Annotated in this window: 18 protein-coding genes, 1 tRNA gene and 1 pseudogene; 13 read left to right on the top strand and 7 right to left on the bottom strand. The window is 70.8% G+C overall.

Annotated features, from left to right (window positions below):
• Positions 1-6 precede the first annotated feature (6 nt).
• Positions 7-1,959: an acetate--CoA ligase gene (gene acs, locus ACPCHZ_RS06455; RefSeq protein WP_423484000.1), complete on the bottom strand. Its 1,953-nt coding sequence runs from the start codon at positions 1,957-1,959 to the stop codon at positions 7-9.
• A gap of 126 nt (positions 1,960-2,085) precedes the next feature.
• On the opposite strand from acs, the gene ACPCHZ_RS06460 reads away from it, so the two are divergent.
• Positions 2,086-2,835, top strand: a complete 750-nt coding sequence (locus ACPCHZ_RS06460) for an oxidoreductase (RefSeq protein WP_423484001.1) — start codon at positions 2,086-2,088, stop codon at positions 2,833-2,835.
• Between the two features lie 471 nt (positions 2,836-3,306).
• Here the strand turns inward: ACPCHZ_RS06460 and ACPCHZ_RS06465 are convergent, their stop codons facing one another.
• Entirely contained in the window at positions 3,307-4,095 is a 789-nt protein-coding gene (locus tag ACPCHZ_RS06465; protein WP_423484661.1) for an HAD-IB family hydrolase, read from the bottom strand.
• Positions 4,096-4,589: 494 nt separating this feature from the next.
• On the opposite strand from ACPCHZ_RS06465, the gene ssd reads away from it, so the two are divergent.
• From ssd to ACPCHZ_RS06500, 7 genes and pseudogenes are all read left to right on the top strand, one after another.
• A complete protein-coding gene (ssd, locus tag ACPCHZ_RS06470; RefSeq protein WP_423484002.1) occupies positions 4,590-5,654 on the top strand; it encodes a septum site-determining protein Ssd in 1,065 nt (354 codons plus the stop codon).
• Positions 5,651-6,817, top strand: a complete 1,167-nt coding sequence (locus ACPCHZ_RS06475) for a TadA family conjugal transfer-associated ATPase (RefSeq protein WP_423484003.1) — start codon at positions 5,651-5,653, stop codon at positions 6,815-6,817. Before ssd ends, ACPCHZ_RS06475 begins: the two co-directional genes overlap by 4 nt.
• Positions 6,814-7,599 carry a type II secretion system F family protein gene (locus ACPCHZ_RS06480; protein WP_423484004.1) on the top strand — a complete coding sequence of 262 codons (786 nt, stop codon included), beginning with the start codon at positions 6,814-6,816 and terminating at the stop codon, positions 7,597-7,599. Before ACPCHZ_RS06475 ends, ACPCHZ_RS06480 begins: the two co-directional genes overlap by 4 nt.
• Entirely contained in the window at positions 7,596-8,177 is a 582-nt protein-coding gene (locus ACPCHZ_RS06485; protein WP_423484005.1) for a type II secretion system F family protein, read from the top strand. The genes ACPCHZ_RS06480 and ACPCHZ_RS06485 overlap by 4 nt, the downstream gene beginning before the upstream one ends.
• Positions 8,178-8,234: 57 nt before the next feature.
• Positions 8,235-8,438, top strand: coding sequence for a DUF4244 domain-containing protein (locus ACPCHZ_RS06490; RefSeq protein WP_364976786.1), 204 nt, complete (start codon positions 8,235-8,237; stop codon positions 8,436-8,438).
• 35 nt (positions 8,439-8,473) lie between these two features.
• Entirely contained in the window at positions 8,474-8,779 is a 306-nt protein-coding gene (locus ACPCHZ_RS06495) for a TadE family type IV pilus minor pilin (RefSeq protein WP_423484006.1), read from the top strand.
• 40 nt (positions 8,780-8,819) lie between these two features.
• Positions 8,820-9,044, top strand: a pseudogene (locus ACPCHZ_RS06500) (Rv3654c family TadE-like protein); the annotation flags it as partial.
• Positions 9,045-9,109: 65 nt separating this feature from the next.
• On the opposite strand, the gene ACPCHZ_RS06505 reads toward ACPCHZ_RS06500, so the two are convergent.
• On the bottom strand, positions 9,110-10,120 hold the full coding sequence (locus tag ACPCHZ_RS06505; RefSeq protein ID WP_423484007.1) for a PAS domain-containing protein: 1,011 nt from the start codon (positions 10,118-10,120) through the stop codon (positions 9,110-9,112).
• Positions 10,121-10,418: 298 nt separating this feature from the next.
• Complete coding sequence (locus tag ACPCHZ_RS06510; RefSeq protein ID WP_423484008.1) at positions 10,419-12,773, bottom strand: DEAD/DEAH box helicase; 2,355 nt, start codon at positions 12,771-12,773, stop codon at positions 10,419-10,421.
• Positions 12,774-13,075: 302 nt separating this feature from the next.
• On the opposite strand from ACPCHZ_RS06510, the gene ACPCHZ_RS06515 reads away from it, so the two are divergent.
• The 3 genes from ACPCHZ_RS06515 to topA all read left to right on the top strand — a co-directional run bounded on the left by ACPCHZ_RS06515 (position 13,076) and on the right by topA (position 16,933).
• On the top strand, positions 13,076-13,279 hold the full coding sequence (locus ACPCHZ_RS06515) for a cold-shock protein (protein ID WP_006243848.1): 204 nt from the start codon (positions 13,076-13,078) through the stop codon (positions 13,277-13,279).
• 114 nt (positions 13,280-13,393) lie between these two features.
• Entirely contained in the window at positions 13,394-13,984 is a 591-nt protein-coding gene (locus tag ACPCHZ_RS06520) for a hypothetical protein (protein WP_364976365.1), read from the top strand.
• Between the two features lie 135 nt (positions 13,985-14,119).
• Positions 14,120-16,933, top strand: a complete 2,814-nt coding sequence (topA, locus tag ACPCHZ_RS06525; protein WP_423484009.1) for a type I DNA topoisomerase — start codon at positions 14,120-14,122, stop codon at positions 16,931-16,933.
• An 8-nt stretch (positions 16,934-16,941) separates the two neighbouring features.
• On the opposite strand, the gene ACPCHZ_RS06530 is transcribed toward topA, so the two are convergent.
• Positions 16,942-19,695, bottom strand: a complete 2,754-nt coding sequence (locus ACPCHZ_RS06530) for a helix-turn-helix transcriptional regulator (protein ID WP_423484010.1) — start codon at positions 19,693-19,695, stop codon at positions 16,942-16,944.
• Between the two features lie 50 nt (positions 19,696-19,745).
• Positions 19,746-21,335: an adenylate/guanylate cyclase domain-containing protein gene (locus ACPCHZ_RS06535; protein ID WP_423484011.1), complete on the bottom strand. Its 1,590-nt coding sequence runs from the start codon at positions 21,333-21,335 to the stop codon at positions 19,746-19,748.
• An 81-nt stretch (positions 21,336-21,416) separates the two neighbouring features.
• Between ACPCHZ_RS06535 and ACPCHZ_RS06540 the strand changes: the two genes are divergently transcribed.
• Together ACPCHZ_RS06540 and ACPCHZ_RS06545 are read left to right on the top strand one after the other, a co-directional pair.
• Positions 21,417-22,625: a DNA polymerase III subunit delta' gene (locus ACPCHZ_RS06540; RefSeq protein ID WP_423484012.1), complete on the top strand. Its 1,209-nt coding sequence runs from the start codon at positions 21,417-21,419 to the stop codon at positions 22,623-22,625.
• Between the two features lie 65 nt (positions 22,626-22,690).
• Positions 22,691-22,763, top strand: a tRNA-Thr gene (locus tag ACPCHZ_RS06545).
• A gap of 55 nt (positions 22,764-22,818) precedes the next feature.
• Here the strand turns inward: ACPCHZ_RS06545 and ACPCHZ_RS06550 are convergent.
• Positions 22,819-23,694 (bottom strand): alpha/beta fold hydrolase, encoded by an 876-nt coding sequence (locus ACPCHZ_RS06550; RefSeq protein ID WP_423484013.1) that lies wholly within the window; start codon positions 23,692-23,694, stop codon positions 22,819-22,821.
• Positions 23,695-23,794 lie beyond the last annotated feature (100 nt).

Below are 23,794 nucleotides of genomic sequence, written 5' to 3' on the forward strand. Positions count from 1 at the left end.
TTCGAGCTACTTGCTGGCGCGGATCGCCTCGAAGACGCTGGGGTCCACCAGCGTCGAGGTGTCGCCGAGTTCGCGACCCTCGGCGACGTCGCGCAGCAACCGGCGCATGATCTTGCCGCTGCGGGTCTTGGGCAGCTCGGGCACCACGTGGATCTCGCGCGGCCGGGCGATCGGCGAGATCTCCTTGGCCACCTCGGCGCGCAGCTCGTCGACCATGTCCTCGGCGCCACCCTTGGCGCTGGCCTTCAGGATGACGAACGCGCAGATGGCCTGACCGGTCTGCTCGTCGGTCGCGCCCACGACGGCAGCCTCGGCAACGCCCGAGTGCCCGACGAGTGCCGACTCGACCTCGGCGGTCGAGATGCGGTGCCCGGAGATGTTCATGACGTCGTCGATACGGCCGAGCACCCAGATCTCGCCGTCCTTGCCGTACCGGGCGCCGTCACCGGCGAAGTACCAGCCCTGTTCGGCGAACCGCGACCAGTAGGTCTCCTTGAACCGCTCCGGGTCGCCCCAGATGCCGCGCAGCATCGACGGCCACGGCTTGTCGAGCACCAGGTAGCCGTTGGCCTGCTCGCCGTGATCGGTGCCCGGCTCTAGCTGGTTGCCGTCGTCGTCGACGATCTTGGCCGAGATGCCCGGCAGCGGCGTCATGGCCGAACCCGGCTTGGCGTCGGTGACGCCGGGTAGCGGCGAGATCATGATGGCGCCGGTCTCGGTCTGCCACCACGTGTCGACGATCGGCGTCTTGTCGGCACCGAACACCGTGCGGTACCAGCGCCACGCCTCGGGGTTGATCGGCTCGCCCACCGAGCCCAACAGGCGCAGGCTCGACAGGTCGTGCTCGGCGGCGATCTGCCTGCCCAGCTTCATGAACGTGCGGACCAGGGTCGGCGCCGTGTAATAGATTGTCACGCCGTACTTTTCGATGACCTCGAAGTGCCGGTGCTCGGTCGGTGACGTGGGCGTGCCCTCATAGACCACCTGCGTCACGCCGTTCGACAGCGGGCCGTACACGATGTAGGTGTGCCCGGTGACCCAGCCGATGTCGGCGGTGCACCAGTAGACGTCGGTCTCGGGCTTGACGTCGAAGACGTTGTAGTGGGTGTACGACGACTGCGTCAGGTAGCCGCCGGTCGTGTGCATGATGCCCTTGGGCTTGCCGGTCGTGCCCGAGGTGTAGAGCAGGAACAGCGGGTGTTCGGCGTCGAACGCCTCGTAGGCGTGGTCGGTGGACGCGCGATCGACGACCTCGTCCCACCACAGGTCGCGACCTTCGGTCCACTCGACGTCGATCCCGGTGCGGCGCACCACCAGAACGTTGGTGACGGTGGTCTCGCCCTCGACGGCCTCGTCCACGGCTTCCTTGAGCGACGCTGCCTTGCCGCGGCGGTACTGCCCGTCGGTGGTGATGACGATCTTCGCCTCGGCGTCCTCGATGCGCGCCCTCAGGGCAGACGCGGAGTAGCCGGCGAACACGACCGAGTGCATCACGCCCAGCCGGGCGCACGCCAGCATCGCGACGATCGCCTCGGGCACCATCGGCATGTAGATCGCCACCCGGTCGCCGGCGGACAACCCGAGATCGGTCAGCGCGTTCGCCGCCTTGCACACCTCGTCCTTGAGTTCGGCGTAGGTGATGGTCCGCTGATCGCCCACCGGCTCACCCTCCCAATGGATCGCGACGCGGTCGCCGTTGCCGGCCTCGACGTGGCGGTCGACGCAGTTGTAGGCGACGTTGAGCTTGCCGCCGACGAACCACTTCGCGACCGGGGCCTCCGACCAGTCCAGCACCTCGCCGAACGGGGTGTCCCACGACAGCCGCTCGGCCTGCGTCGCCCAGAACGCCAACCGGTCGGCTTCGGCGTCGCGGTACAGCTCATCGGTCGCATTCGCCTGCGCGGCGAACTCGTCGGGCGGCGGGTAGGCGGACGGAATGTCGGTGTGCGTCTCGGACATAGGTGTGAGCGTAGTCACCACGCGGGCCGCGGACGGGCTGACCTCACATCCTCGGCTGCGGGCGGCGGATCCGGCGCGCCGAGCGTCGCGGAACGGTAGGTCAACGGTCGGCTAGCGTGGGCTGCCATGACTGGGGCACGCGATCCGCTGGCGCCGCTGGCCGCACTTCCGGGCGTCGCCGACGCGGCCGAGGAGGCCCGCGAGGCGCTCGGGCGGGCGCATCGGCACCGCGCGAACCTGCGCGGATGGCCGGCCACCGCAGCCGAGGCCGCTGTGCGGGGCGCCCGCGCGTCCGCGGTGCTCGACGGCGGCGCGCTGGCGATCGGCGAGGACGGCGAGCCCGACCCGGTGCTGGCGGGCGCGCTACGAGTGTCCGAGGCGCTGGAAGGCGGCGCCACCACTCTGATCGGCGTGTGGCAGCGGGCACCGCTGCAGGCGCTGGCGCGGCTGCACTCGCTGGCTGCGGCCGACCTCACCGATGACGAGCACCTGGGCCGGCCCCGGGCGGACCCCGAGGTCGGACCACGGCTGGAGCTGCTGGCCGGCGTCCTCACCGGCGGTTCACGGGTGCCCGCGCCGGTGCTCGCCGCCGTCGCGCACGGCGAGTTGCTCACGCTGGCGCCGTTCGGGTCCGCCGACGGGGTGGTCGCGCGCGGGGTGGCGCGACTGGTCACCATCGCCACCGGCCTCGACCCGCACGGTCTCGGCGTACCGGAGGTGTACTGGATGCGCCGATCCGGCGACTACCGGGCGGCCGCGCGCGGGTTCTCCTCGGGCACGCCCGACGGGCTGACGGCCTGGCTCGTGTTGCACTGCACCGGTTTGCACGCGGGTGCGCGGGAGGCGCTGCAGATCGCTGCCGGGGCATCGGGGTAGCGGCGCGCGAAGTGGGCTGCCAGCAAAATGAAGCGGGCGGCGCTCCGAACAGAGTTCGGCTCGCCGCCCGCTAGCACGGAGACCGGTTACCAAGCGTGCTCGGTATGGCTGCGTGGGTTGGCCTCGGCGTCTTGGCGATGCGCTTCGCCTGCAACCCCACCCAAGGAGTCGTCGTGGTCGTCCGCTTTTCGCTATTACGCAGGCCCGCAACACTTTTGCCTATTTCGCGGCATGTGCTCCGCGTGGGTGCCGGGATCCGTGCTGGGTAGCCTGGTTCGGGAGATCCAGCCTTCTCTTCCGACTGGGTCTTGGCCTCTCCGGGCTTCCGTGCCTTCCTTTGTACTCCGTGACCAGCGTCACATCAAGGGCTGATTGTCGGCGATTCCGGATCGTTACGCCTCGCGTCCAGCTACTACAGGGCGTAGCGGTGCGCGGCGATTCTTTGCGGTGTGTGCGCGCGGTGTGTGCGCGTCAGAGCGCGAAGCGGCGCAGCAGGGAGTACGTCAGTGCGCCTGCGGCCAGCGCGCTCATCCCCACCACGGCGGTGGTGGCGACCGCGGCGCCCGACGGCGCGGGTATCCGGTCGCGCAGAGACACCGGCCGGGTGAATGTCAGCACCGGCCACCCGCGGCTCGCGGCCTCCCGGCGCAGCGTGCGGTCGGGGTTGACCACGGCAGGGTGGCCGACGGTCTCCAGCATCGGCACGTCGGTCGCCGAGTCGGAGTAGGCATAGCAGTGCTCGAGCGCGTAACCCTCGCGCGCGGCGAGCGCCTTGATCGCCTCGACCTTGCCCTCGCCGTAGCAGTAGAAGGCGATCTCACCGGTGTAGCGGCCGTCCTCCACCACCATCCGGGTGGCCATCGCGTGCGTCGCGCCGAGCGCCCGCGCGATGGGCGCGACGATCTCCTCACCGGACGCCGACACCACCACCACGTCGCGGCCGCACAGTTTGTGGTCGGCGATGAGGTCGGCGGCCTCGGCGAACACCAGTGGGTCGACGATGTCGTGCAGTGTCTCCCCGACGATCGACTTGATCTGCTCGACATCCCATCCGGCGCACATCGTGGTGACGTAGGAGCGCATCCGGTCCATCTGTTCGTGGTCCGCACCGGACATCATGAACAGGAACTGGGCGTAGGTGGACTTGAGCACGGCGCGCCGGTTGATCAGGCCCTGATCGAAGAAAGGTTTGCTGAACGCAAGCGTGGACGACTTCGCGATCACCGTCTTGTCCAGATCGAAGAAGGCTGCGGTACGCACCGGGCGGTCGCTTTCGGGCTCGGCCCGCGCAGCCGTCGCCGGCTCTGCGGACCGCTCGGATGCGGTCACATCGCCAGCATAAAGGCCCGACTGCGTCACTATTCGGATGAGTGTGTGAATTGGCAGATCTAGACAGCTGACTGTGACTGCAAATTTTCCTCCTATCTGGTTGTTTCCCGGGCAAGCACTACTTGCCATCCTCGGCAGATCCGTGTGTATAGTGAGCATTACTCGGCTTATGGCCGGGTGTGTATCAGCCCGACCCCCCGGGGCTGATACACGACGACCTCCGCCTCCTCCCCCCCTGGCGGGGGTCGTCCCTTTTTCCGGTCCTTTCGCATTCAGGACAACTCCTCTTTCGTCCGACGGCGTCCTCCGCGTAAATATCTGGACCGCGCCGTGACGGCAGCCCACGTTGTCCACAGTTGCCAGTTCATCCACATTCGGTGCAATTGCGATGGCGGCGCCGTAGCCCCGCGCCCGATGCTGAGGTCGTGACCACGACGACCGGGGTGCTTGCGCTGCTGACCGATCCGTCCCTGCGTGCCGACGTCGACCGCGTCGCCGCCGCGGCCGGGGTGACCGTGGTGCACGCAGGTGAGCCGTCGTCGCGCAAGGCGTGGACCGCCGCCGCGGCCGTGCTGCTCGACACGCCGAGCGCCCGCCGCTGCGCGCAGCGCGCACTGCCGCGCCGGGGCCGGGTCGTCCTGGTCGGACGCACAGATCCGCAGGAAGGCGACTGGCAGGCCGCCATCTCCGTCGGAGCCCAGCACGTGATCACACTGCCCGCGCAGGACCGGGCGCTGGCCGCCGAGCTCGCCGACGCCGCCGAATCGCGCCGCGGCGACACCCGGCGCGGAACGGCGATCGCCGTGCTGGCCGGCCGCGGCGGGGCCGGTGCATCGCTGTTCGCGGCGGCGCTGGCCCACGTCGCGCCGGACGCCCTGCTCGTCGACACCGACCCGTGGAGTGGCGGCATCGACATGGTGCTGGGCGCCGAATCGCAACCGGGCCTGCGGTGGTCGGACCTCTCACTCGAGGGTGGCCGCCTCGACTTCCCGGCGCTGCGCGAGGCGCTGCCGCGTTCGAACGGCGTCAGCGTGCTCTCGAGTGGCCGGGCCGGAACCGAGATCGACGCCGCGGCACTCGCGGCGGTCGTCGATGCCGGCTGCCGCGGTGGCGCGGCCGTGATCTGCGACGTGCCGCGCCGTCCGACCGCCGCCGTCGAGGTGGTGCTGGACGCCGCGGATCTGGTGGTGCTCGTGGTCACCGCCGACGTGCGGGCGTGCGCGGCGGCGGCGGCCGTCACGCCCTGGCTGACGGGGATGAACCCGAACGTCGGGGTGGTCGTGCGCGGTCCGGCGCCCGGCGGCCTGCGGCCACGGGAGGTCGCGCGGGCAGCCGGGCTGCCGCTGCTCGCGGCGATGCGGCCGCAGCCAGGCGTGGCCGAGCGACTCGAGCAGGGTGCGCTGCGGCTGAACCGCCGGTCGCCGCTGGCCCTCGCCGCCGGCCGGGTTCTCGCTGTGCTGCAACACCACCCGGCGACGGAGGCGGCATGACCGCCTCGCTGCTCGACCGGGTCCGCGAACGGCTCGCGACGGAGTCGGGCCCACTGCACCCCACGGTGGTCGCCGCCGCCATCCGTGCGGAGTCCGGGGGCGTGCTCGGTGACACCGAGGTGCTGCGCAATCTGCGGCTACTTCAGACCGAGCTGACCGGTGCGGGCATCCTGGAGCCGCTGCTCTGCGCCGAGGGCACCACCGACGTGCTCGTCACCGCACCCGACGCGGTGTGGGTCGACGACGGAAAGGGATTGCGGCGCAGCGCTGTCCGCTTCGCCGACGACGCGGCGGTGCGCCGGCTGGCACAGCGGCTGGCACTGGCCGCGGGCCGCAGGCTCGACGAGGCGCAGCCGTGGGTCGACGGTCAGCTGTCCGGCCTCGGCGCGGGGCGGTTCACCGTCCGGCTGCATGCCGTGCTGCCGCCGATCGCGGCCGCGGGCACCTGCCTGTCGCTGCGGGTGCTTCGCCCCGCGACGCAGGACCTCGCGGCGCTGACGGAGACCGGCGCCATCGCCGCGCCCGCGGCCGCGCTGCTGCGCGACGTCATCGACGCCCGGCTGGCGTTCCTCGTCTCCGGCGGCACCGGCGCGGGAAAGACGACGCTGCTGGCGGCGATGCTCGGAGCGGTCGCCGCCGAGGAGCGGATCGTCTGCGTCGAGGACGCCGCCGAACTCGCCCCGCACCACCCGCATCTGGTGAATCTGGTCGCCCGGTGCGCGAACGTGGAGGGCGTCGGCGAGGTCACCCTGCGCGACCTGGTCCGCCAGGCGCTACGGATGCGGCCGGACCGGATCGTGGTCGGCGAGGTCCGAGGAGCCGAGGTCGTCGACCTGCTCGCGGCACTGAACACCGGCCACGACGGAGGCGCGGGCACCGTGCACGCGAACAATCCGGCCGAGGTCCCGGCCCGGCTCGAGGCGCTCGGTGCTCTCGGCGGGCTCGACCGGGCCGCGCTGCACAGTCAGCTGGCGGCGGCCGTGCAGGTGTTGCTGCACGTCGGCCGTGACCGCTCCGGTACTCGCCGGCTGACCGAGATCGCCGTCCTGCAGTCGGCCGACGACGGCCGGGTCCGAGCGGAGGCCGCGTGGCGCGTCGACTCCGGATTCGGTAGCGGCGCAGCGCGGTTGCGTCAGCTCGTCGACGGGCGGGGGCGAGTGTGACGGCGGCGGCGCTCGCGCTGGCGGCGGCCGTGCTGCTCGCGCCGGTGTCACCGCGGCGGCGGTTGGTGGCGCTGCGCGCCCGGCCGGTCGGTCCGCGGCGTATCCGGCCCGCGTGGTGTCTCGCGGTGGCCGCGTCGGCGATCGCGATGCTCGTCCCCGTCACGGTGGCCATAGCGGGGGTGATCGTGGGCGGGACGCTGCTGCTCCGTCGTCGCCGGCGCGGCGCCCGGCGCCTGCGGGTCGCGGAATCTGCTGCGCTGCAGGGGGCGCTGGACGTGCTCGCCGGTGAACTACGGGCCGGTGCCCACCCTGTCGCCGCGTTCGGGGTCGCCGCCTCAGAGGCGGACGAGGCGGTCGCACCCGCGCTTCGTGCAGTGGCGGCCCGGGCCCGTCTCGGCGCCGACGTCGCCGCCGGACTGCGCAGCGTCGCCGCCCGCTCGTCGCTGCCCGGGCACTGGGAACGCGTCGCGGTCAGCTGGCAGCTGGCACAGACACACGGTCTCGCCATCGGCACGCTGATGCGGGCGGCGCAGCGCGATGTCGCTGAGCGGCAACGGTTCTCGGCACGGGTGAACGCCGGTATGGCCGGCGCGCGCACCACCGCGACGATGCTGGCCTGTCTGCCCGTGCTCGGCATCGGCCTCGGCCAGCTGATCGGCGCCGAGCCCGTCCGCTTCCTGCTGTCCGGCGGGCCGGGCGGCTGGCTGCTGGTGGTAGGGGTTTCGCTGGGCTGCGCGGGTCTGCTGTGGTCGGACCGCATCACCGCTGGGGTCGCCGCGTGAGCTGGGCGGCGATGCTGCTCGCGGTGGCCGTCTTGATCGCGGCTGATCCGTTGCGGGTCCGCGTCCGTGCGGGTGTCGCGGCGCCGCGCGCCATGCGGCGTCGCGCCCCGTCGAGCGCCACGTCAGACCCACTCGCGGCGGCATCGGCGTTCGACGTGCTCGCGGCGTGTCTGTCGTCGGGCATGGCTGTGTCGACCGCCGCGGCGGCCACAGCGCCGACCGCACCGCCCACGCTGGCGGCCGTCCTCACCCGGGCGTCGGATCTCCTGGCGCTCGGCGCCGATCCGGCGACAGCCTGGTCGCACCCCGGCGCGGAACCCGATCCGCAGACGAGGGCGCTGCTGCGACTGGCGCGACGGTCGGCGTCGTCGGGTGCCGCCCTCGCCCAGGGCGTGGCCGAACTGGCTGTCGAGTCGCGGAGCGCAGCGGCCGATGCCGCCGGCGCGGCCGCCGAGCGGGCCTCGGTGCTCATCGCCGCCCCGCTGGGGCTGTGTTACCTGCCGGCCTTCCTGTGCCTGGGCATCGTGCCCGTGGTGGCCGGACTGGCCGGCGACGTCCTGCAGACGGGCGTGCTGTGACGACGGCGGTGCGTGGACCGGCCACGGATGCCGATGGTGATCCAAGAAGGGATAGCAATGCTGGAGAACATGATTCGCGATCTACAGGTTCGGGCGACGCTGCTGGTGATCGACGAGGAGGGGATGTCGACGGTCGAGTACGCGATCGGCACGATTGCCGCCGCGGCGTTCGGCGCGATTCTGTACACGGTCGTCACCGGCGACTCCATCGTCAGCGCGCTCACCAACATCATCAGCCGCGCGCTGAACACCAACGTCTAGCCGGCCGGTGTGGCGGCGAGGCGGGTGCGGTCACCGTGGAGGCGGCGTTCGCCATCGCCGCCGTCTTCGCGGTGCTGGTGCTGTGTGCGGCGGGCGTGTCCGCCGTGGCGATGCAGGTGCGCTGCCTCGACGCCGCACGTGAGGCGGCGCGGCTGGCCGCGCGCGGCGACGACCGCTCGGCATCGGACATCGCCCGCCGCATCGGGCCCGACGGAGCGGGTGTCGAGGTGCGCCGCGACGGCGACCTGGTGGTCGCGCGGGTCACCGCACGCCCGGTACTGCTGCCTGGCATCACCGTCGCCGCCGAGGCGGTCTCGGCCGCCGAACCCGGCGGGCCCTGACGACGGGTCGGCGACTCTCGTCGCAGTGGTGGCGATCGCGGTGCTGATCGCCGTCACCGGCGCGGCGCTCTACGTCGGTGCGGCGGTGATCGCCCGGCACCGCGCCCAGGCCGCCGCGGACCTCGCGTCGCTGGCGGCCGCGGGCATGGTGCCCGCGGGTGGCGACGCGGCCTGCGTCGCCGCATCGCGCATCGCGACGGCGATGGACACGACGCTCACCGACTGCGCGGTAGACGGCCTCGACGTGCAGGTCATCGTCGACGCCGCGGTGGCGCTGGGCGCGTGGCGGGTCGGCCCGGCGCGGGCGGTCGCGCGCGCCGGACCCGCCGATCAACCGTCGGTGGGCAGCCCGGCCGCGGCGACTTCCTCGGATGTGGCCCGCCGCAACGCGATAAGACCGGCGAACGTCCCCGGTTCGAGTTCGATCCGGTTGATGGTCATGTGCACCGGCGCCCACTGGCCGTCGACGGCCTTGAGGCGCAGCACCGCGACGGTGGTGCCGGTGGTGAACTCCCGCGTCATCCGGTCCATGTGCGCCGCGTCGTCGGGGTGCACCTCGCTGGTGCGCCAGTCGTAGAAGTCGGCGGGCTCGTCGAGCCACTTGAGCAGCTTCCACGAGTCCAGGTCGACCAGCGCCCGGTGCACGCCGGGCTGGGCCAGGCCATTGAGGATCCGCTGCGCCAGATAGTCCGGCGGCGTCACCGGGCTGTCCCGCTCGCCGCGCCAGTTCATCGCCCGGCAGATCAGCCGCTCTTTGCCGTCCTCGCCGTCCTCCAGCACCGCCCGCGCAGCGAAGCCGACCGTGATCTGCTCGCCGCGGAAGTCCGTGACGTCCCACGTGCTGCACAGCGTCCGGCCGGGCTCGGGCTTGATCGCCAGCGACAGCACCTTCGTCTCGTCGGCGTTGAGGTCGCGCATCGGCAGGTCCTCGGCGAACGCGCGGCCGTGGGTGTCCTCGTTGTCGGCGTCGCGGCCGCTGTTGATCAGCGACTGCTTGGTGTCCGTCGCGACCCCGCTGGACAGGTCCCACGTCAACGGCCCGGGCAGCGGCCGCTCCGGGGGTTCTTCGTCGGGCGGTCCGATCCACACGTGCACACCGTGGATCCGCCCGTCGGACATCTGCACCACCTCGGTGCGGATCACGCGGTCGTGTTTGGGGGTGATGCTGCTCAGGCCCTTACCGACCCGGACCGTCTCACCGATGGCACTCTGCACCGCCATCAGGTGCGGATTCCGTCGCAGAAAAGCGCTGATCGGCACCAAATTCTTGGTCTGGCGGCCACGCGCGACCACGACGGGCTCGTCACCCAGGGTCTCCACGAGCAGCCAGTCGTGGCTCATGGCTGTGATTTTAGCCAGCGGCGCCCGGCGGCCGACGCGCAGCAACCGCCTACGGAATCCGTCGCCACTTGACGGCCGTCAGCTCCCGGGCGCCGTCAAACCGCCCTGCATGAGTTGCACGCATATACGGGGACAAGGTATTTTTCGTCTGCGCCCGGCTTCCGGGGCTTGGAACGGATCGCGTTGTCCGACCGTTCGTCGCAGCGTCTGCGTGACCGGCATGCCCGGGACACCGCCATTCGCCTTGACCCCGTGGAGTCGACCGTCGAGGGGTCGGTCGTCACCACGCCGTCGGCGACTACGAGCGCCTCGCGGATTCCCCCCGACCGGCTGCCAACTCCTCGAGCACCAGACGCAGCACGCGCACCGCCCCCGACTTGTCCAGCGGATCATTGCCGTTTCCGCACTTCGGCGACTGCACGCACGACGGACAGCCCTGCGGGCATTCACAAGCCTCGATCGCCGACGCCGTCGCACCCCACCACGTGGCGAGCTGCCGGAAACCGCGGTCGGCGAAGCCCGCACCGCCGGGATAGCCGTCGTAGACGAAGATCGCGGGCAGCCCGTCGACCGGCCCCACCGCCGTCGACACCCCGCCGATGTCGCCGCGATCGCAGCTGGCCACCAACGGCAGCAACCCGATCGCCGCGTGTTCGGCCGCATGCAGTGAGCCAGGCACCCGCAGCATCTCGATCCCGCTGCGTAGCAACGCTTCCGGTGTGATCGTGCACATCACCGCCATGGTGTCCAGCGACCGTGTGGGCATGTCGAGTTCGACGAAGTCGATCACCTCTCCGGTGAGCCGCCGCCGCAGGTAACCGACGACGGTGTTGCTCACGCACACCGGCACCAGTCCGACGGTCACCGGGCCGTACGACAGCCGCTCGCCCTCACCGGTGACCGTGATGTCGGTCAGTTCCCGGGCGAAAGTGGTGTAGCCGGGGTCCTCGGCGTGCACGAACGCCACCCCGTCCTCGAAGTCCAGCGAGTCGACGACGAAGCTCTCACCCTGGTGCAGATAGACCGCCCCCGGATGCACCGTCGCCGGCGCCCGGCCCGCGTCCGCACTGCCCAGCATCCGGCCCGTGCCCGCCTCCAGGATCGCGATCTGGCCGCCGGAGGACCCCCTGATGTCCACCGCCGGGTGCGGGTCGATGCCGGGCACAGGAAAGTAGCCCGCAGGCCGCCGGCGCAGCAGCCCGTCGTCGACGAGGGCTGCCGCCACCGCCTCGGCGTTCCACATCCGCACCTCGGCGTCGGTCAGGGGCAGTTCGGTCGCCGCGCACAACAGCTGCGGACCCAGCACGAACGGGTTGGCCGGGTCGATGACCACCCGCTCGATCGGCTTGTCGAGCAGCGCCTCCGGGTGGTGGACGAGATAGGTGTCCAGCGGGTCGTCGCGAGCGACGAGCACGATCAGCGCACCCTGACCGCGCCGCCCGGACCGCCCGGCCTGCTGCCAGAACGACGTGACGGTGCCGGGGAACCCCGCGAGCACCACCGCGTCGAGGCCGGCGATGTCGACGCCGAGTTCGAGTGCGTTGGTGGTGGCCATGCCGCGCAGTTCGCCCTCGGCGAGGGCCCGTTCCAGCTCGCGCCGGTCCTCCGACAGGTAGCCCGCGCGGTAGGAGGCCACCAGCCCGGCCAACTCGGGCGCGACGTCCTCCAGCCGGGCGCGGGCGGCCAGCGCGGTGAGTTCCGCGCCGCGCCGTGACCGTACGAAGGTCAGCGTGCGCGCACCCTCGGCGATCAGGTCGGCCATCACCCGCGCCGCCTCGGCGCCGGCGGCACGCCGCACCGGAGCGCCGTTCTCGCCGACCAGGTCGGTGCGCAGCGCCGGCTCCCACAGCGCCACCGTGCGGGCGCCGTGCGGTGAGCCGTCATCGGTCACCTCGGTCACCGTCTCGCCGATCAGCTCGGCCGCGGTGGCGGCCGGGGCGGCGGTGGTGGCGCTGGCGAAGATCACGGTCGGGCTGGCGTGATAGCGGGTGCACAGCCGCAGCAGCCTGCGCAGCACCATCGCCACGTTGGAACCGAAGATGCCGCGGTAGTAGTGGCATTCGTCGACCACGATGAATCGCAGGTGCCGCAGGAAGACCGCCCAGCGGGCGTGATTGCGCAGCAGCGAGAGATGGATCATGTCGGGATTGGAGAAGATCCACCGCGAGCGTTCCCGCGCGAAGCGGCGCACCTCGGTCGGGCTGTCCCCGTCGTAGGACGACGGCGCCACGTCCCGAAGGGCAGGCACCGCGTCGGTGAGCGCCTGCGCCGTGCGCAGCTGGTCGTGGCCGAGTGCCTTGGTCGGCGACAGGTACAGCGCCCGGGCCCGGCGGTCGACGGCCATCGTCGACAGGATCGGCAATTGATAGGCCAGCGACTTGCCCGACGCGGTGCCGGTGCTCAGCACCACGTGGCGCCCGCCGTGAGCGAGGTCGGCGGCCGCGGCCTGATGCGACCACGGCGCCGAGATGCCGCGGTCGACGAACGCCTTCACCACGTCCGGCTCGGCCCACGACGGCCACTCCTCGGGCCTGCCGCGGCGCGGCGGCAGATCCGCGACGTGACGCAGCGGGTGCTCGTCGGGGGGTGTGCCCTCCACCGCGCAGGCGAGCAGTTCGCGGCCGAAGTCCGACCCCCGATCCGCCACCGTCATCCCTCCTCGGACACCCCTGGGACAACCCGCCGGATACCGGCCGTCAGCCATCACTTGAATTGTTCCCCACGGAACTGCGCCGGGACTGTTGCGGCTGGCCAGAAACGTGATTGACTGATGGCGGTCGCAGCTTCTGTGTTCGTGTTCCAACACTCGCAGGATCGACGTTGCGATCGCGGTTCCTGCGAGGTTGTGAGTCGGGTCAAGTTCCGACGACTCCACGAGGTATGGCGGTCGGAACGGGCCCGGTGCGCCGGAAGTCGGCGGGCCGCACCCGGTAGAAGAGAAGGAAAGTACGAGAGATGCCACAGGGAACTGTGAAGTGGTTCAACGCGGAGAAGGGCTTCGGCTTTATCGCTCCCGAGGACGGCTCCGCCGATGTCTTTGTCCACTACACGGAGATCCAGGGTTCGGGCTTCCGCACGCTGGAAGAGAACCAGAAGGTCGAGTTCGAGGTCGGCCAGAGCCCCAAGGGGCCCCAGGCGACCGGCGTTCGCGCAGTCTGATCACCGACTGAGAAACACCCCTCGGCACGTCCGTCAGCGGACAGCCGGGGGGTTTTCTCGTCCTGGCGGCCCGGCGCGCGCATCGACGGCACCGGACTGCCTTACTGTCGATGCGTGAGCCAGCTGTCGTTCTTCTCGGCAGAGTCGGTACCGCCGGCCGTCGCCGACCTGACGGGCTTGCTGGCCGCGCCGGGGCAGGTCGTGCTGTCCGGTGCCGCCGGCGGCCAGGCCGCCCGGCTGTCCATCGTCGTGGACCGGTCGTGGCGGGCCGAGGCGCTGGCCGAGATGATCGACGAGGTCGGACTGACCTCGGAGATCGCCCGCACCGACGAGAACAATCCGCTGGTGCGCACGGCGCCGGACCCCCGACTGGTCGCCATCGCCGCCGAATGGACCCGTGGGGCGGTCAAGACCGTCCCGCCGCAGTGGCTACCCGGCCCACGCGAGCTGCGGGCCTGGACGTTGGCCTCAGGCACCCCGGAGGACGACCGCTATCTGCTCGGCCTCGATCCGCACGCGCCGGACACCCACACGGCGCTGGCGTCGGCCATGATGAGGGTAGGCATCGCACCCACCCTGATCGGCACCCGGGGCTCCCGGCCGGCGCTGCGAATCAGTGGCCGGCGGAGGCTGTCGCGCCTGGTAGAGAACGTGGGGGAACCTCCGGACGGCGCCGAGGCGTTGTCCCAATGGCCTCACCTCTGACGGCCCGCGACGACGTGGAACGGCCTGAGTCAGTTTGCGTCGGCAGGCCCGGGGTGCGAAATTGTCAGTTGCCTGGCAAGCCGGTGAGCGGTTTCGGCACGGTCAGGCAACTCAAGAAGTGGAGCGTGCGCACAGTTGGCTGACCGGGACCGCGGCAGCGGAGGCAACGGATCGATTCGGCGACTCGTGATCGTCGAGTCGCCGACCAAGGCGCGCAAGATCGCCGGATACCTCGGCTCCAATTACATCGTCGAATCATCCCGCGGGCACATCCGTGACCTGCCCCGCGCGGCCGCTGACGTGCCCGCGAAGTACAAATCGGAGCCGTGGGCGCGCCTCGGGGTCAACGTCGACGCGGACTTCGAGCCGCTCTACATCGTCAGCCCGGACAAGAAGGGCACGGTCACCGAGCTCAAGAGCCTGCTCAAGGACGTCGACGAGCTCTATCTCGCGACGGACGGCGACCGCGAGGGCGAGGCCATCGCCTGGCATCTGCTCGAGACGCTCAAGCCGCGCATCCCGGTCAAGCGGATGGTGTTCCACGAGATCACCGAACCGGCCATCCGCGCGGCCGCCGAAAGCCCCCGCGACCTGGACATCGACCTGGTCGACGCGCAGGAGACCCGGCGCATCCTGGACCGCCTCTACGGCTACGAGGTGAGTCCCGTGCTGTGGAAGAAGGTGGCCCCGAAGCTGTCCGCCGGGCGGGTGCAGTCGGTGGCGACCCGCATCATCGTGCAGCGCGAACGCGAGCGGATGGCCTTCCGCACCGCCGGCTACTGGGACGTCACCGCCGAGTTGGACGCCAGCGTGTCCGACCCGCAGGCGTCCCCGCCCCGGTTCACCGCGAAGCTCAACTCGGTCGACGGCCTCCGGGTGGCCACCGGCCGTGATTTCGACTCGCTGGGCCAGGTCCGCAAGCCCGACGAGGTGCGGGTGCTCGACGCGTCCGCCGCCGGCGCACTGGCGACCGGCTTGCGGGGCGCCCAGCTGGCCGTCACGTCGGTGGAACAGAAGCCCTACACCCGCAGGCCGTATCCGCCGTTCATGACCTCCACGTTGCAGCAGGAGGCCGGCCGCAAGCTCCGGTTCTCCTCGGAGCGCACGATGAGCATCGCGCAGCGGCTGTACGAGAACGGCTACATCACCTACATGCGCACCGACTCGACCACGCTGTCGACCAGCGCAGTCGAAGCCGCACGCAACCAGGCCCGCCAGCTCTACGGCGAGGAGTACGTCCACCCGACGCCGCGGCAGTACACCCGCAAGGTGAAGAACGCGCAGGAGGCCCACGAGGCGATCCGGCCGGCCGGCGACGTGTTCCAGACACCCGGCCAGCTGCATGCCGCGCTCGACACCGACGAGTTCCGGCTCTACGAACTGATCTGGCAGCGCACCGTCGCCTCGCAGATGGCCGACGCGCGCGGCACCACGCTGAGCCTGCGGATCGGTGGCCAGGCGTCCTCCGGCGAGCAGGTCGTCTTCAGCGCCAGCGGCCGCACCATCACCTTCGCCGGCTTCCTCAAAGCCTATGTCGAGAGCCTCGACGAGCAGGCCGGTGGCGAGGCCGACGACGCCGAGAGCCGGCTGCCCAACCTCACCCAGGGCCAGCGCGTCGACGCCGCGGACCTCACCGCCGACGGCCACCAGACCAGCCCGCCGGCCCGTTACACCGAGGCGTCGCTGATCAAGGCGCTCGAGGATCTCGGCATCGGCAGGCCCTCGACGTACTCGTCGATCATCAAGACCATCCAGGACCGCGGCTACGTCCACAAGAAGGGCAGCGCGCTGGTGCCGTCCTGGGTGGCGTTCGCGGTGATCGGACTGCTCGAGCAGCACTTCGGCCGCCTGGTGGACTACGGCTTCACCGCCGCGATGGAGGACGAACTCGACGAGATCGCCGCAGGCAACGAGCGACGCACCAACTGGCTCAGCAACTTCTACTTCGGCGGCGACCACGGCGTCGAGGACTCCATCGCGCGCTCCGGTGGCCTCAAGAAGCTCGTCGGCGGCAACCTCGAGGAGATCGACGCCCGAGTCGTCAACTCCATCAAGCTCTTCGACGACGACCAGGGTCGCGCCATCAACGTCCGGGTCGGCCGGAACGGCCCATACCTGGAACGCATGATCGTCGATCCCGACAGCCCCGACGGTGAACTCAAGCCGCAGCGGGCCAACCTCAAGGACGAGCTCACCCCCGACGAGCTGACGCTGGAGCTGGCCGAAAAGCTGTTCTCCACACCGCAAGAGGGCCGCTCGCTGGGCATCGACCCGGAGAGCGGACACGAGATCGTCGCCAAGGACGGGCGGTACGGCCCGTACGTCACCGAGGTGCTGCCCGAACCACCCGAGGACCCCGACGCCGGGTCGACGGCGAAGAAGGGCAAGAAGCCGACCGGACCCAAGCCGAGGACCGGTTCGCTGCTGCGCACCATGGATCTCGAGACAGTCACCCTCGAGGATGCGTTGCGGCTGCTGTCGCTGCCCCGCGTCGTCGGTGTGGACCCGGCGAACAACGAGGAGATCACCGCGCAGAACGGCCGCTACGGCCCGTATCTCAAGCGCGGCACCGACTCCCGCTCGCTGGCCAACGAGGAGCAGATGTTCACCATCACCCTCGACGAGGCGCTCAAGATCTACGCCGAGCCCAAACGCCGGGGCAGGCAGGCCGCCGCCGCGCCGCCGCTGCGTGAACTCGGCAATGACGCCGCGTCGGGTAATCCGATGGTCATCAAGGACGGCCGGTTCGGGCCCTACGTCACCGACGGGGAGACCAACGCGAGCCTGCGCAAGGGCGACGACGTGCTGTCGATCACCGACGAGCGCGCGTCGGAACTGCTCGCCGACCGGCGGGCTCGCGGCCCGGTGAAGAAGGTCGCGAAGAAAGCCGCCAAGAAGGCGCCCGCGAAGAAGAAGGCACCGGCGAAGAAGGCTGCCAAGCGCAGCTGAGGTGGCCGCTACTCGAGCGGGGTCAGTCGGCCCAGCTCGGCGCGCGACCGGATGCCGAGCTTGCGGTAGATCCGGGCGAGGTTGGCCTCCACCGTCTTCGGGCTGATGAACAGCGCCGCGGCGACCTCACGGTTGGTCATCCCGGTGGCGGCCAGTTCGGCCACTCGCCGCTCGGACGGGGTGAGACCGCCGGTGCGCCGCGGCGCCACGTTGGCGCGACCCAGCTCCGCACGGGCGCGGTCCGCCCACAGCGGGACACCGAGTTGCTCGAAGGTGACCAGCGCCTCCTTGATGGTGGCGGCCGCCGCGTCCTTGTGGCGGCGCCTGCGGTGCAACTGGCCGAGCAGCAGCTGGGTGCGGGCGCGTTCGAACGGCATGGGCACGCGATCGTGGTGACTCATGGCGATTTCGGCGCTGCGCGCGGCGTCGTCCACGTCGCCGCGGGCGGCCAGCAGCATCGCGCGGCAGCGGGCGCCCACCGCCGACGCCCAGGGCCGGTCGAGCCGATTGCCGTTGCGCTCCAACAGGGTTGTCAGGCGATCGGCGTGATCGAGTTCGCCGAGGCCGATCATCGCCTCGACGGCGTCGGGGATGAACGTGGCACCGATGACCTCGGTCGCGTCCGGCGCCATCTCCGGCATGACGAGAAGCGGCGTGATGGTGTCGAGCGTGGCCCGGTGATTGCCGAGCGACACCTCGAGGAAGCCGACGGCGGTGACCGGCCACTCCATCAACCGGGTCGAACCGCACCGCCGGCCCGCGGCCAGCGCCTCGAGGGCGTCGGCGCGTGCGTCGTCGGCGCGTCCCGCATAGGCGGCGAGCAACGCCCGGGTGGTCAATGCCACCGACAGCGGCAGGTCGGTGCCCAGCTGCAGCGCCCGCTCCATGAAGTCCTCGGCGATCAGGGCCGCCGCCGAGAGGTCACCGGCCCAGACTTCGGCCATCACCTGGTGAAAGGCGACGAAGATGAGCTCGCTCTCGTCGCCGCGCTCGAGGCACTGCCTGCGGATGGCGGCGAGCTCTCTGCGTGATTCGTCAAGACGGCCGATCCACGCTTGCAGGAGGGCGTACTGGGCGCGGGGGCGGAACGCGACCGGCGTGAGTGCGTCGCTGTCCTCGAGGTCGAGCGCGCGGGCCATGGCCTGCTTGTCGTAGCCGTCGCCACGCATGAACCCCAGCACCACCGTCATGCTCAGTGCCTGGCTCAGCAGGTGGTCGTCGCCGAGCAGGGTCGCTTCGTCGATCGCCGTCCTGGCGCGGGTGATGGCGTCGTCCATCCGACCGGAGTTGACGAGCGCGAAGCTCAGCGTGATCAACATCGGCACCCTCGCGGCGAGGCTGTCGTACGCCTCGGCGAGAGCCCGCTCCAACAGCGCGGCCGACTCGACGAAGCTGTCGGCGAACAGGAGCACGATGCCGAGCATCCGCAGCGCCTCGGCACGGACTTCGCCCGGTGCGGTCTGCGCGACGGCCCGCTCCAGTGCGGCGCGGGCCCGGGTATTGTCACCGGCGTTGAAATGCATTGTGGCGGAGCGCACGCGGCGCTCAGCGGTGTCGCCGCCCAGGCTTATGGCGAGGTCGATGAATTCGGCTGCGGCCGCGGGTGCACCCCGGTTTCTGGCGGACTCGGCGGCTTCGTCGAGCGCCTGCAGGGTGCGCTGGTCGATCATGGTGGCGCCCAGCGCGAGATGACGGGCGCGCAGTTCGGTCTGCTCGACGATGCCGGCCAGCCGCCGGTGCATCGCGCGGCGCTTGCCGGGTGCGGCCTCGGTGTAGACGCCGTGTGACAGCAGTGGATGGGCGAATCGCAGTGTCAAACCGTCGATCTCGATCAGACCCTTGCTCTCCGCCTCCTGCATCAGGTCCACGACGGCGGCCGGATCGCTGCCGACGGCACGCGCCACCGTCTCGACGGTGGGAGAAGCCAGACATGCTGCGGCGAGCAGACATTCGTGTAAGGCCGGGTCGAGGTCGCCGAGCCGGCCGCGGACCAGCTCGGCCAGCGTGGTGGGCAGGTGCGCGGCGGCGCCCGCGGCGCCGCTCATGGTCCGGGCGAGTTCGAGGGCGAAGAACGGGTTGCCACCGGAGATGTCCCTGATCCGCGCGATCACCGGCCTGGGGAAGGAGCGGCCGAGGCGTTCGGACAACACGGCGTGCAGACCGCCGAGGCTCAACGGCCGGACGCCGACGTGGCGCACCGCGTCAGGGGCCGCCAGCTGCAGCCAGTCGATGGCGGCACTGCCGTCGGCGCCGGTGCGGACGGTCAACAGCATGCGCGTGCGGGCGGGAAGCCTGCGCGCGACGAAACCGAGGACGTGTGCGCTGGACGGGTCGAGCCACTGTGCGTCATCGACGACCAGGAGCACCGGCGCGCGGTCGGCGAGGACCTCGACGAGGGTGAGGAATCCGGCGGCCACCGCGCGCTGATCGGTGGCCGGGCCCGTCGCGTCGTCCCAGAGCATCACCCGGTCCACCGCGTGCCGCTGCGCCGGCGGCAGCTGATCCAACGCCGAGGACTCGACGTCACCCAGCAGATCGGTCAGCGCGGCGTAGGCCAGTACCGACTCGGCCTGAGCCGGATGGGCAACCAGCACTTGATATCCCAGGCCGCGGGCCTGCTCGACGGCGGCGATCAGCAGGGTGCTCTTGCCGATTCCGGCGTCGCCCTCGAGCACCAGGGCGCCGGCATCGCGTCGCGCGGAGTTCAGGAACTCGTCGACGGCCGCGGTCTCGGCGATCCGCGATGCCATCCGGTTGGGCACCGACTGAGAATCTCAGCAAAGCGGACCACTGTCCACCTAGAGCGCGACGATCAGCGGGAAATCTCCGAACGCGCCTCGCTCGGTGACACCAGGTTCACGGGGCGGGCCAGCTGGGTCGGAGCGGAACGCCCTCGGAGTTCGACGATTTCGCCGACGTCCCAGCACAGCGCCTCGGCATCGAGGGCGCCGCTGACGGCGATCGAGGACGCCAGCACGTGGCCCCGCTCGAGCTTGGCGAGCTCGGTCAGCCGGGCCGCCTCGTTGACCGGGTCGCCGATGACGGTGTACTCGAAGCGGGCCTGCGCGCCGATGTGGCCGGCGATCGCTCGCCCGGCCGACACCCCGATACCGAACTCGGTCTGGCCGAGCACCTGGATGAGCTCGTCGTGCAGTTCACGCGACGCCGCCAGCGCCGCGCCACAGGCGTCGGGATGTTCGATGGGCGCGCCGAAGATGGCCAGGGCGGCGTCACCCTGGAACTTGTTGACGAAGCCGCCGTGCCGGTTGACGGCGTCCACCACGACGCGGAAGAAGTCGTTGAGCAGGTTCACCACCTCGGAGGCGGGGATGGTCGACGCCAGCTGGGTCGAGCCGACGAGGTCGACGAACAACACCGCGACGTCGCGTTCCTGACCGCCGAGTTCGGTGCCGCGCTCCAGGGCGCGGCGGGCCACGTCCTCGCCGACGTAGCGGCCGAACAGGTCACGCAGGCGCTGCCGTTCGGACAGGTCGCGGACCATGTCGTTGAAGCCGGCCTGCAGCAGGCCCAGCTCGCTGGCGTCGTAGATCTGCATGTGGGCGTTGTAGTTGCCACGCTGCACCTCTCCGAGCGCCCACCGCAGCTGGCGCAGCGGATCGGCGATCGACATGGCCACCAGGACGGTGCCGGCCAGCCCGATCAACAGGGCGGCGACGGCCATCAGCAGCAGCGGCATGGTGAGCCGCTCTGCGGGCGCCGTCAGCACCTGGAACTGGCTCGCCACCAGCGCCAGCACGATGGCCAGCAGTGGCACGCCGGTGGACAGCACCCAGGTGAGGACTTGGCGCAGGATGACCCCGGGCGCGCGGAAGTTCGCCGGGACGCCGCCGCGCAGAGCGGCGACCGCGACGGGCCGCAGCACGCGTTCGGACTGCAGGTAACCGATGATCGCGGTCGCGGTGGCGCCCAGGCCCGAGGCGACGGCCACCACCGGCGCGGCGTGGCTGGCGACCGGCCAGCTGGCGACGATGAAGACGATCGAGCCCAGACACCAGTTGGTGACGCTGATCAACGAGCGGTAGAACGGCATCCGCAGGGCGCGGGTGCGGGCCAGCGCAGTGATGGTCGGGTCGCCGTCGGTGAGCAGGGTGTCGCGGCGCTGCCAGCGGATGACGGGCAGCAGCAGCCGCAGGCTCAGATAGGCGCCGACGGTGAACGCGACGAACAGGTAGCCAAGGAAGATCGCCAGGTTGAACGCGGGCAGATCCTGCAGCTGGACCCGGTCCTCCGGGGGCAGGCCGAACCGCAGGAAGCCCAGCACGAACAGCGCGCCGATGATGTCGGACTGCAGCATGCCCAGGGAGAACACCGGCCACGGCGTACGCGCCACCCACTGGACGAATGCGGTGATTCGCCCGATCGGTAGCGCGCTCGCGGTCACGTGATTACCGTATCGGGCCGCGGCGACGCCGTGCGCCGGTGTGAGCGACCCGTGTCGGCCTGACCACTACTGTTGGCTGCGATGAGCGGTGTTTTCTCCCGATTGGTGGGCCAGCACGCCGTAGAGGCGGAGCTGGTGGCCGCGGCACGGGCTGCCCGCGGTGACGCGGCTCACTCGGCGGCCGCGATCGGGACCATGACACACGCGTGGCTGATGACGGGGCCGCCGGGTTCCGGCCGTTCGGTGGCGGCGCTGTGCTTCGCCGCGGCGCTGCAATGCACGTCAGAGGGCGTTCCGGGGTGTGGCGAGTGCCGGGCGTGCGCGACGACGATGGCCGGCACGCATGCCGACGTGCGGCGCATCATCCCCGAGGGGCTGTCGATCGGCGTGGACGAGATGCGCAACATCGTGCAGATCGCGTCCCGGCGGCCCGGGACCGGGCGGTGGCAGATCGTGGTGATCGAGGACGCCGACCGGCTCACCGAGGGCGCGGCGAATGCGCTGCTCAAGGTGGTGGAGGAGCCGCCACCGTCGACGGTGTTCCTGCTGTGCGCGCCGTCGGTCGATCCGGAGGACATCGCGGTGACCCTGCGGTCGCGGTGCCGGCATGTCGCGCTGGTGACCCCGCCCGTCGAGGCGATCGCGCAGGTGCTGGTCGAGCGGGATGGTCTGTCGGAGGCCGACGCCCAGTGGGCGGCGTCGGTGAGCGGCGGTCATGTCGGCAGGGCACGGCGGCTGGCCACCGACACCGATGCACGGGAGCGCAGGCAGCGGGCGCTGGGGCTGGCGCGGGACGCGGCGACGCCGTCGCGGGCGTATGCGGCGGCCGAGGAGCTGGTGGCGACGGCGGACGCCGAGGCGCGGGCCATGACCGAGGGCCGCAACGAGGCCGAGACCGAGGAGCTGCGGACGGCGCTGGGTGCGGGCGGCACCGGCAAGGGCACCGCGGGCGCAATGCGGGGCGCCACGGGTGCGATCCGCGACCTGGAGAAACGGCAGAAGTCGCGGCAGACGCGGGCGTCGCGGGATGCACTGGACCGGGCGCTGATCGATCTGGCGACCTACTTCCGGGACGCGCTTCTGGTGTCGTCGGGGGTCAACGGGGTGGCGCCGAACCACCCGGACATGGCCGACAAGGTGGCGTCGATGGCCGAACACGTGCCGCCCGACCGGCTGCTGCGGTGCATCGAGGCGGTGCTCGAATGCCGCGAGGCGCTGGCGGTCAACGTCAAGCCGAAGTTCGCGGTCGACGCGATGGTGGCCACCGTCGGCCAGGCGCTGCGCGGCTGACCCGGGCGCTTTTGGCGGCCGATGGTGGCTGCCGCTAGACTCGTCCCGCTTGGTTCGCCGGGCACGCCGCCTTAGCTCAGTCGGTAGAGCGATTCACTCGTAATGAATAGGTCAGGAGTTCGATTCTCCTAGGCGGCTCTCTTTTTCGGGCGTCGAGCGCACGGTTGTTCGCACGTGCTCTCGGCGTTTGCGTTCACCTTCCGTACGTTCGCGCCAGGAATTCTCGAATTAGGGGCACGACCTCGTCGAGGTGGGTCTCGAGCAGCCAGTGTCCGCCGCGGAGCAGGTGCAGCGGGGCGTCGGGCAGGTCGCGGTGATACGCGCGGGCGGACTTCTCGGGCATGTAGCCGTCGTGCGGTCCCCAGACGATGAGCGCGGCGGGCCGGCGCTCGCGCAGGTAGGCCTGTTCGGCCGGGAACCACTGCAGGGTGTTGGGCTGGTCCTCGAGCAGGCGGATGAGGTTGGCGATGCGCTCGGGGGTGTTCATCAGCGACCAGTGCAGGGTCCACAGGTCGGGGCTGATGCGGTCGGCGACGTCGGCGGGCAGCTCGCCACGGAACTCGGACTCGAAGCCTCTGAGGGTGACGTGGTCGGCGATCTTGCGGCGCGACTGCGGGCCGGGGTTGTGCCAGGAATCCTTGAGGAAGTCGTACTTCGGCCCGAAGGCGTCCTCGTAGATGTCGCCGTTCTGGATGATCAGGCCGGCGACGTTGTCGGGTTTGGCGAGCGCGAGTTGGAAGCCGAACTGCGAGCCGTAATCGTGCAGCCAGATGACGTAGCGGTCGAGTCCGAGTGCCTCGACGAAGCGCTGCAGGAACTGCGCGTAGCCGGCGAAGGTGTAGTCGAAGTCGTCGGCCGAAGGTGTTGCGCTGTAGCCGAAGCCGGGCAGGTCGGGCGCGATGAGGCGGTAGGTGTCGCCGAGTGCGGCCATCAGGTTGCGGTAGACGTAGGACGACGCCGGGTAGCCGTGTGGGAGCAGGACGACGGGGGCGCCGGCCGGGCCGGCCTGGCGGTAGAAGGTGTCGACGTCGTCGACGACGATGCGGTGGTGGGTGATTGGTGAGGTCACTTTTTCTGCAACACGTGGGGGGCGGGCGTTATTGCGGGTGTCGTAAGACGGTGCCGCGTTGGACGCAGTAGACGTCCCAGCCGTCTGTCGTCGGGTTTGG

Source organism: Mycobacterium sp. NPDC050041 (assembly GCF_049541695.1).
Lineage (GTDB): Bacteria > Actinomycetota > Actinomycetes > Mycobacteriales > Mycobacteriaceae > Mycobacterium.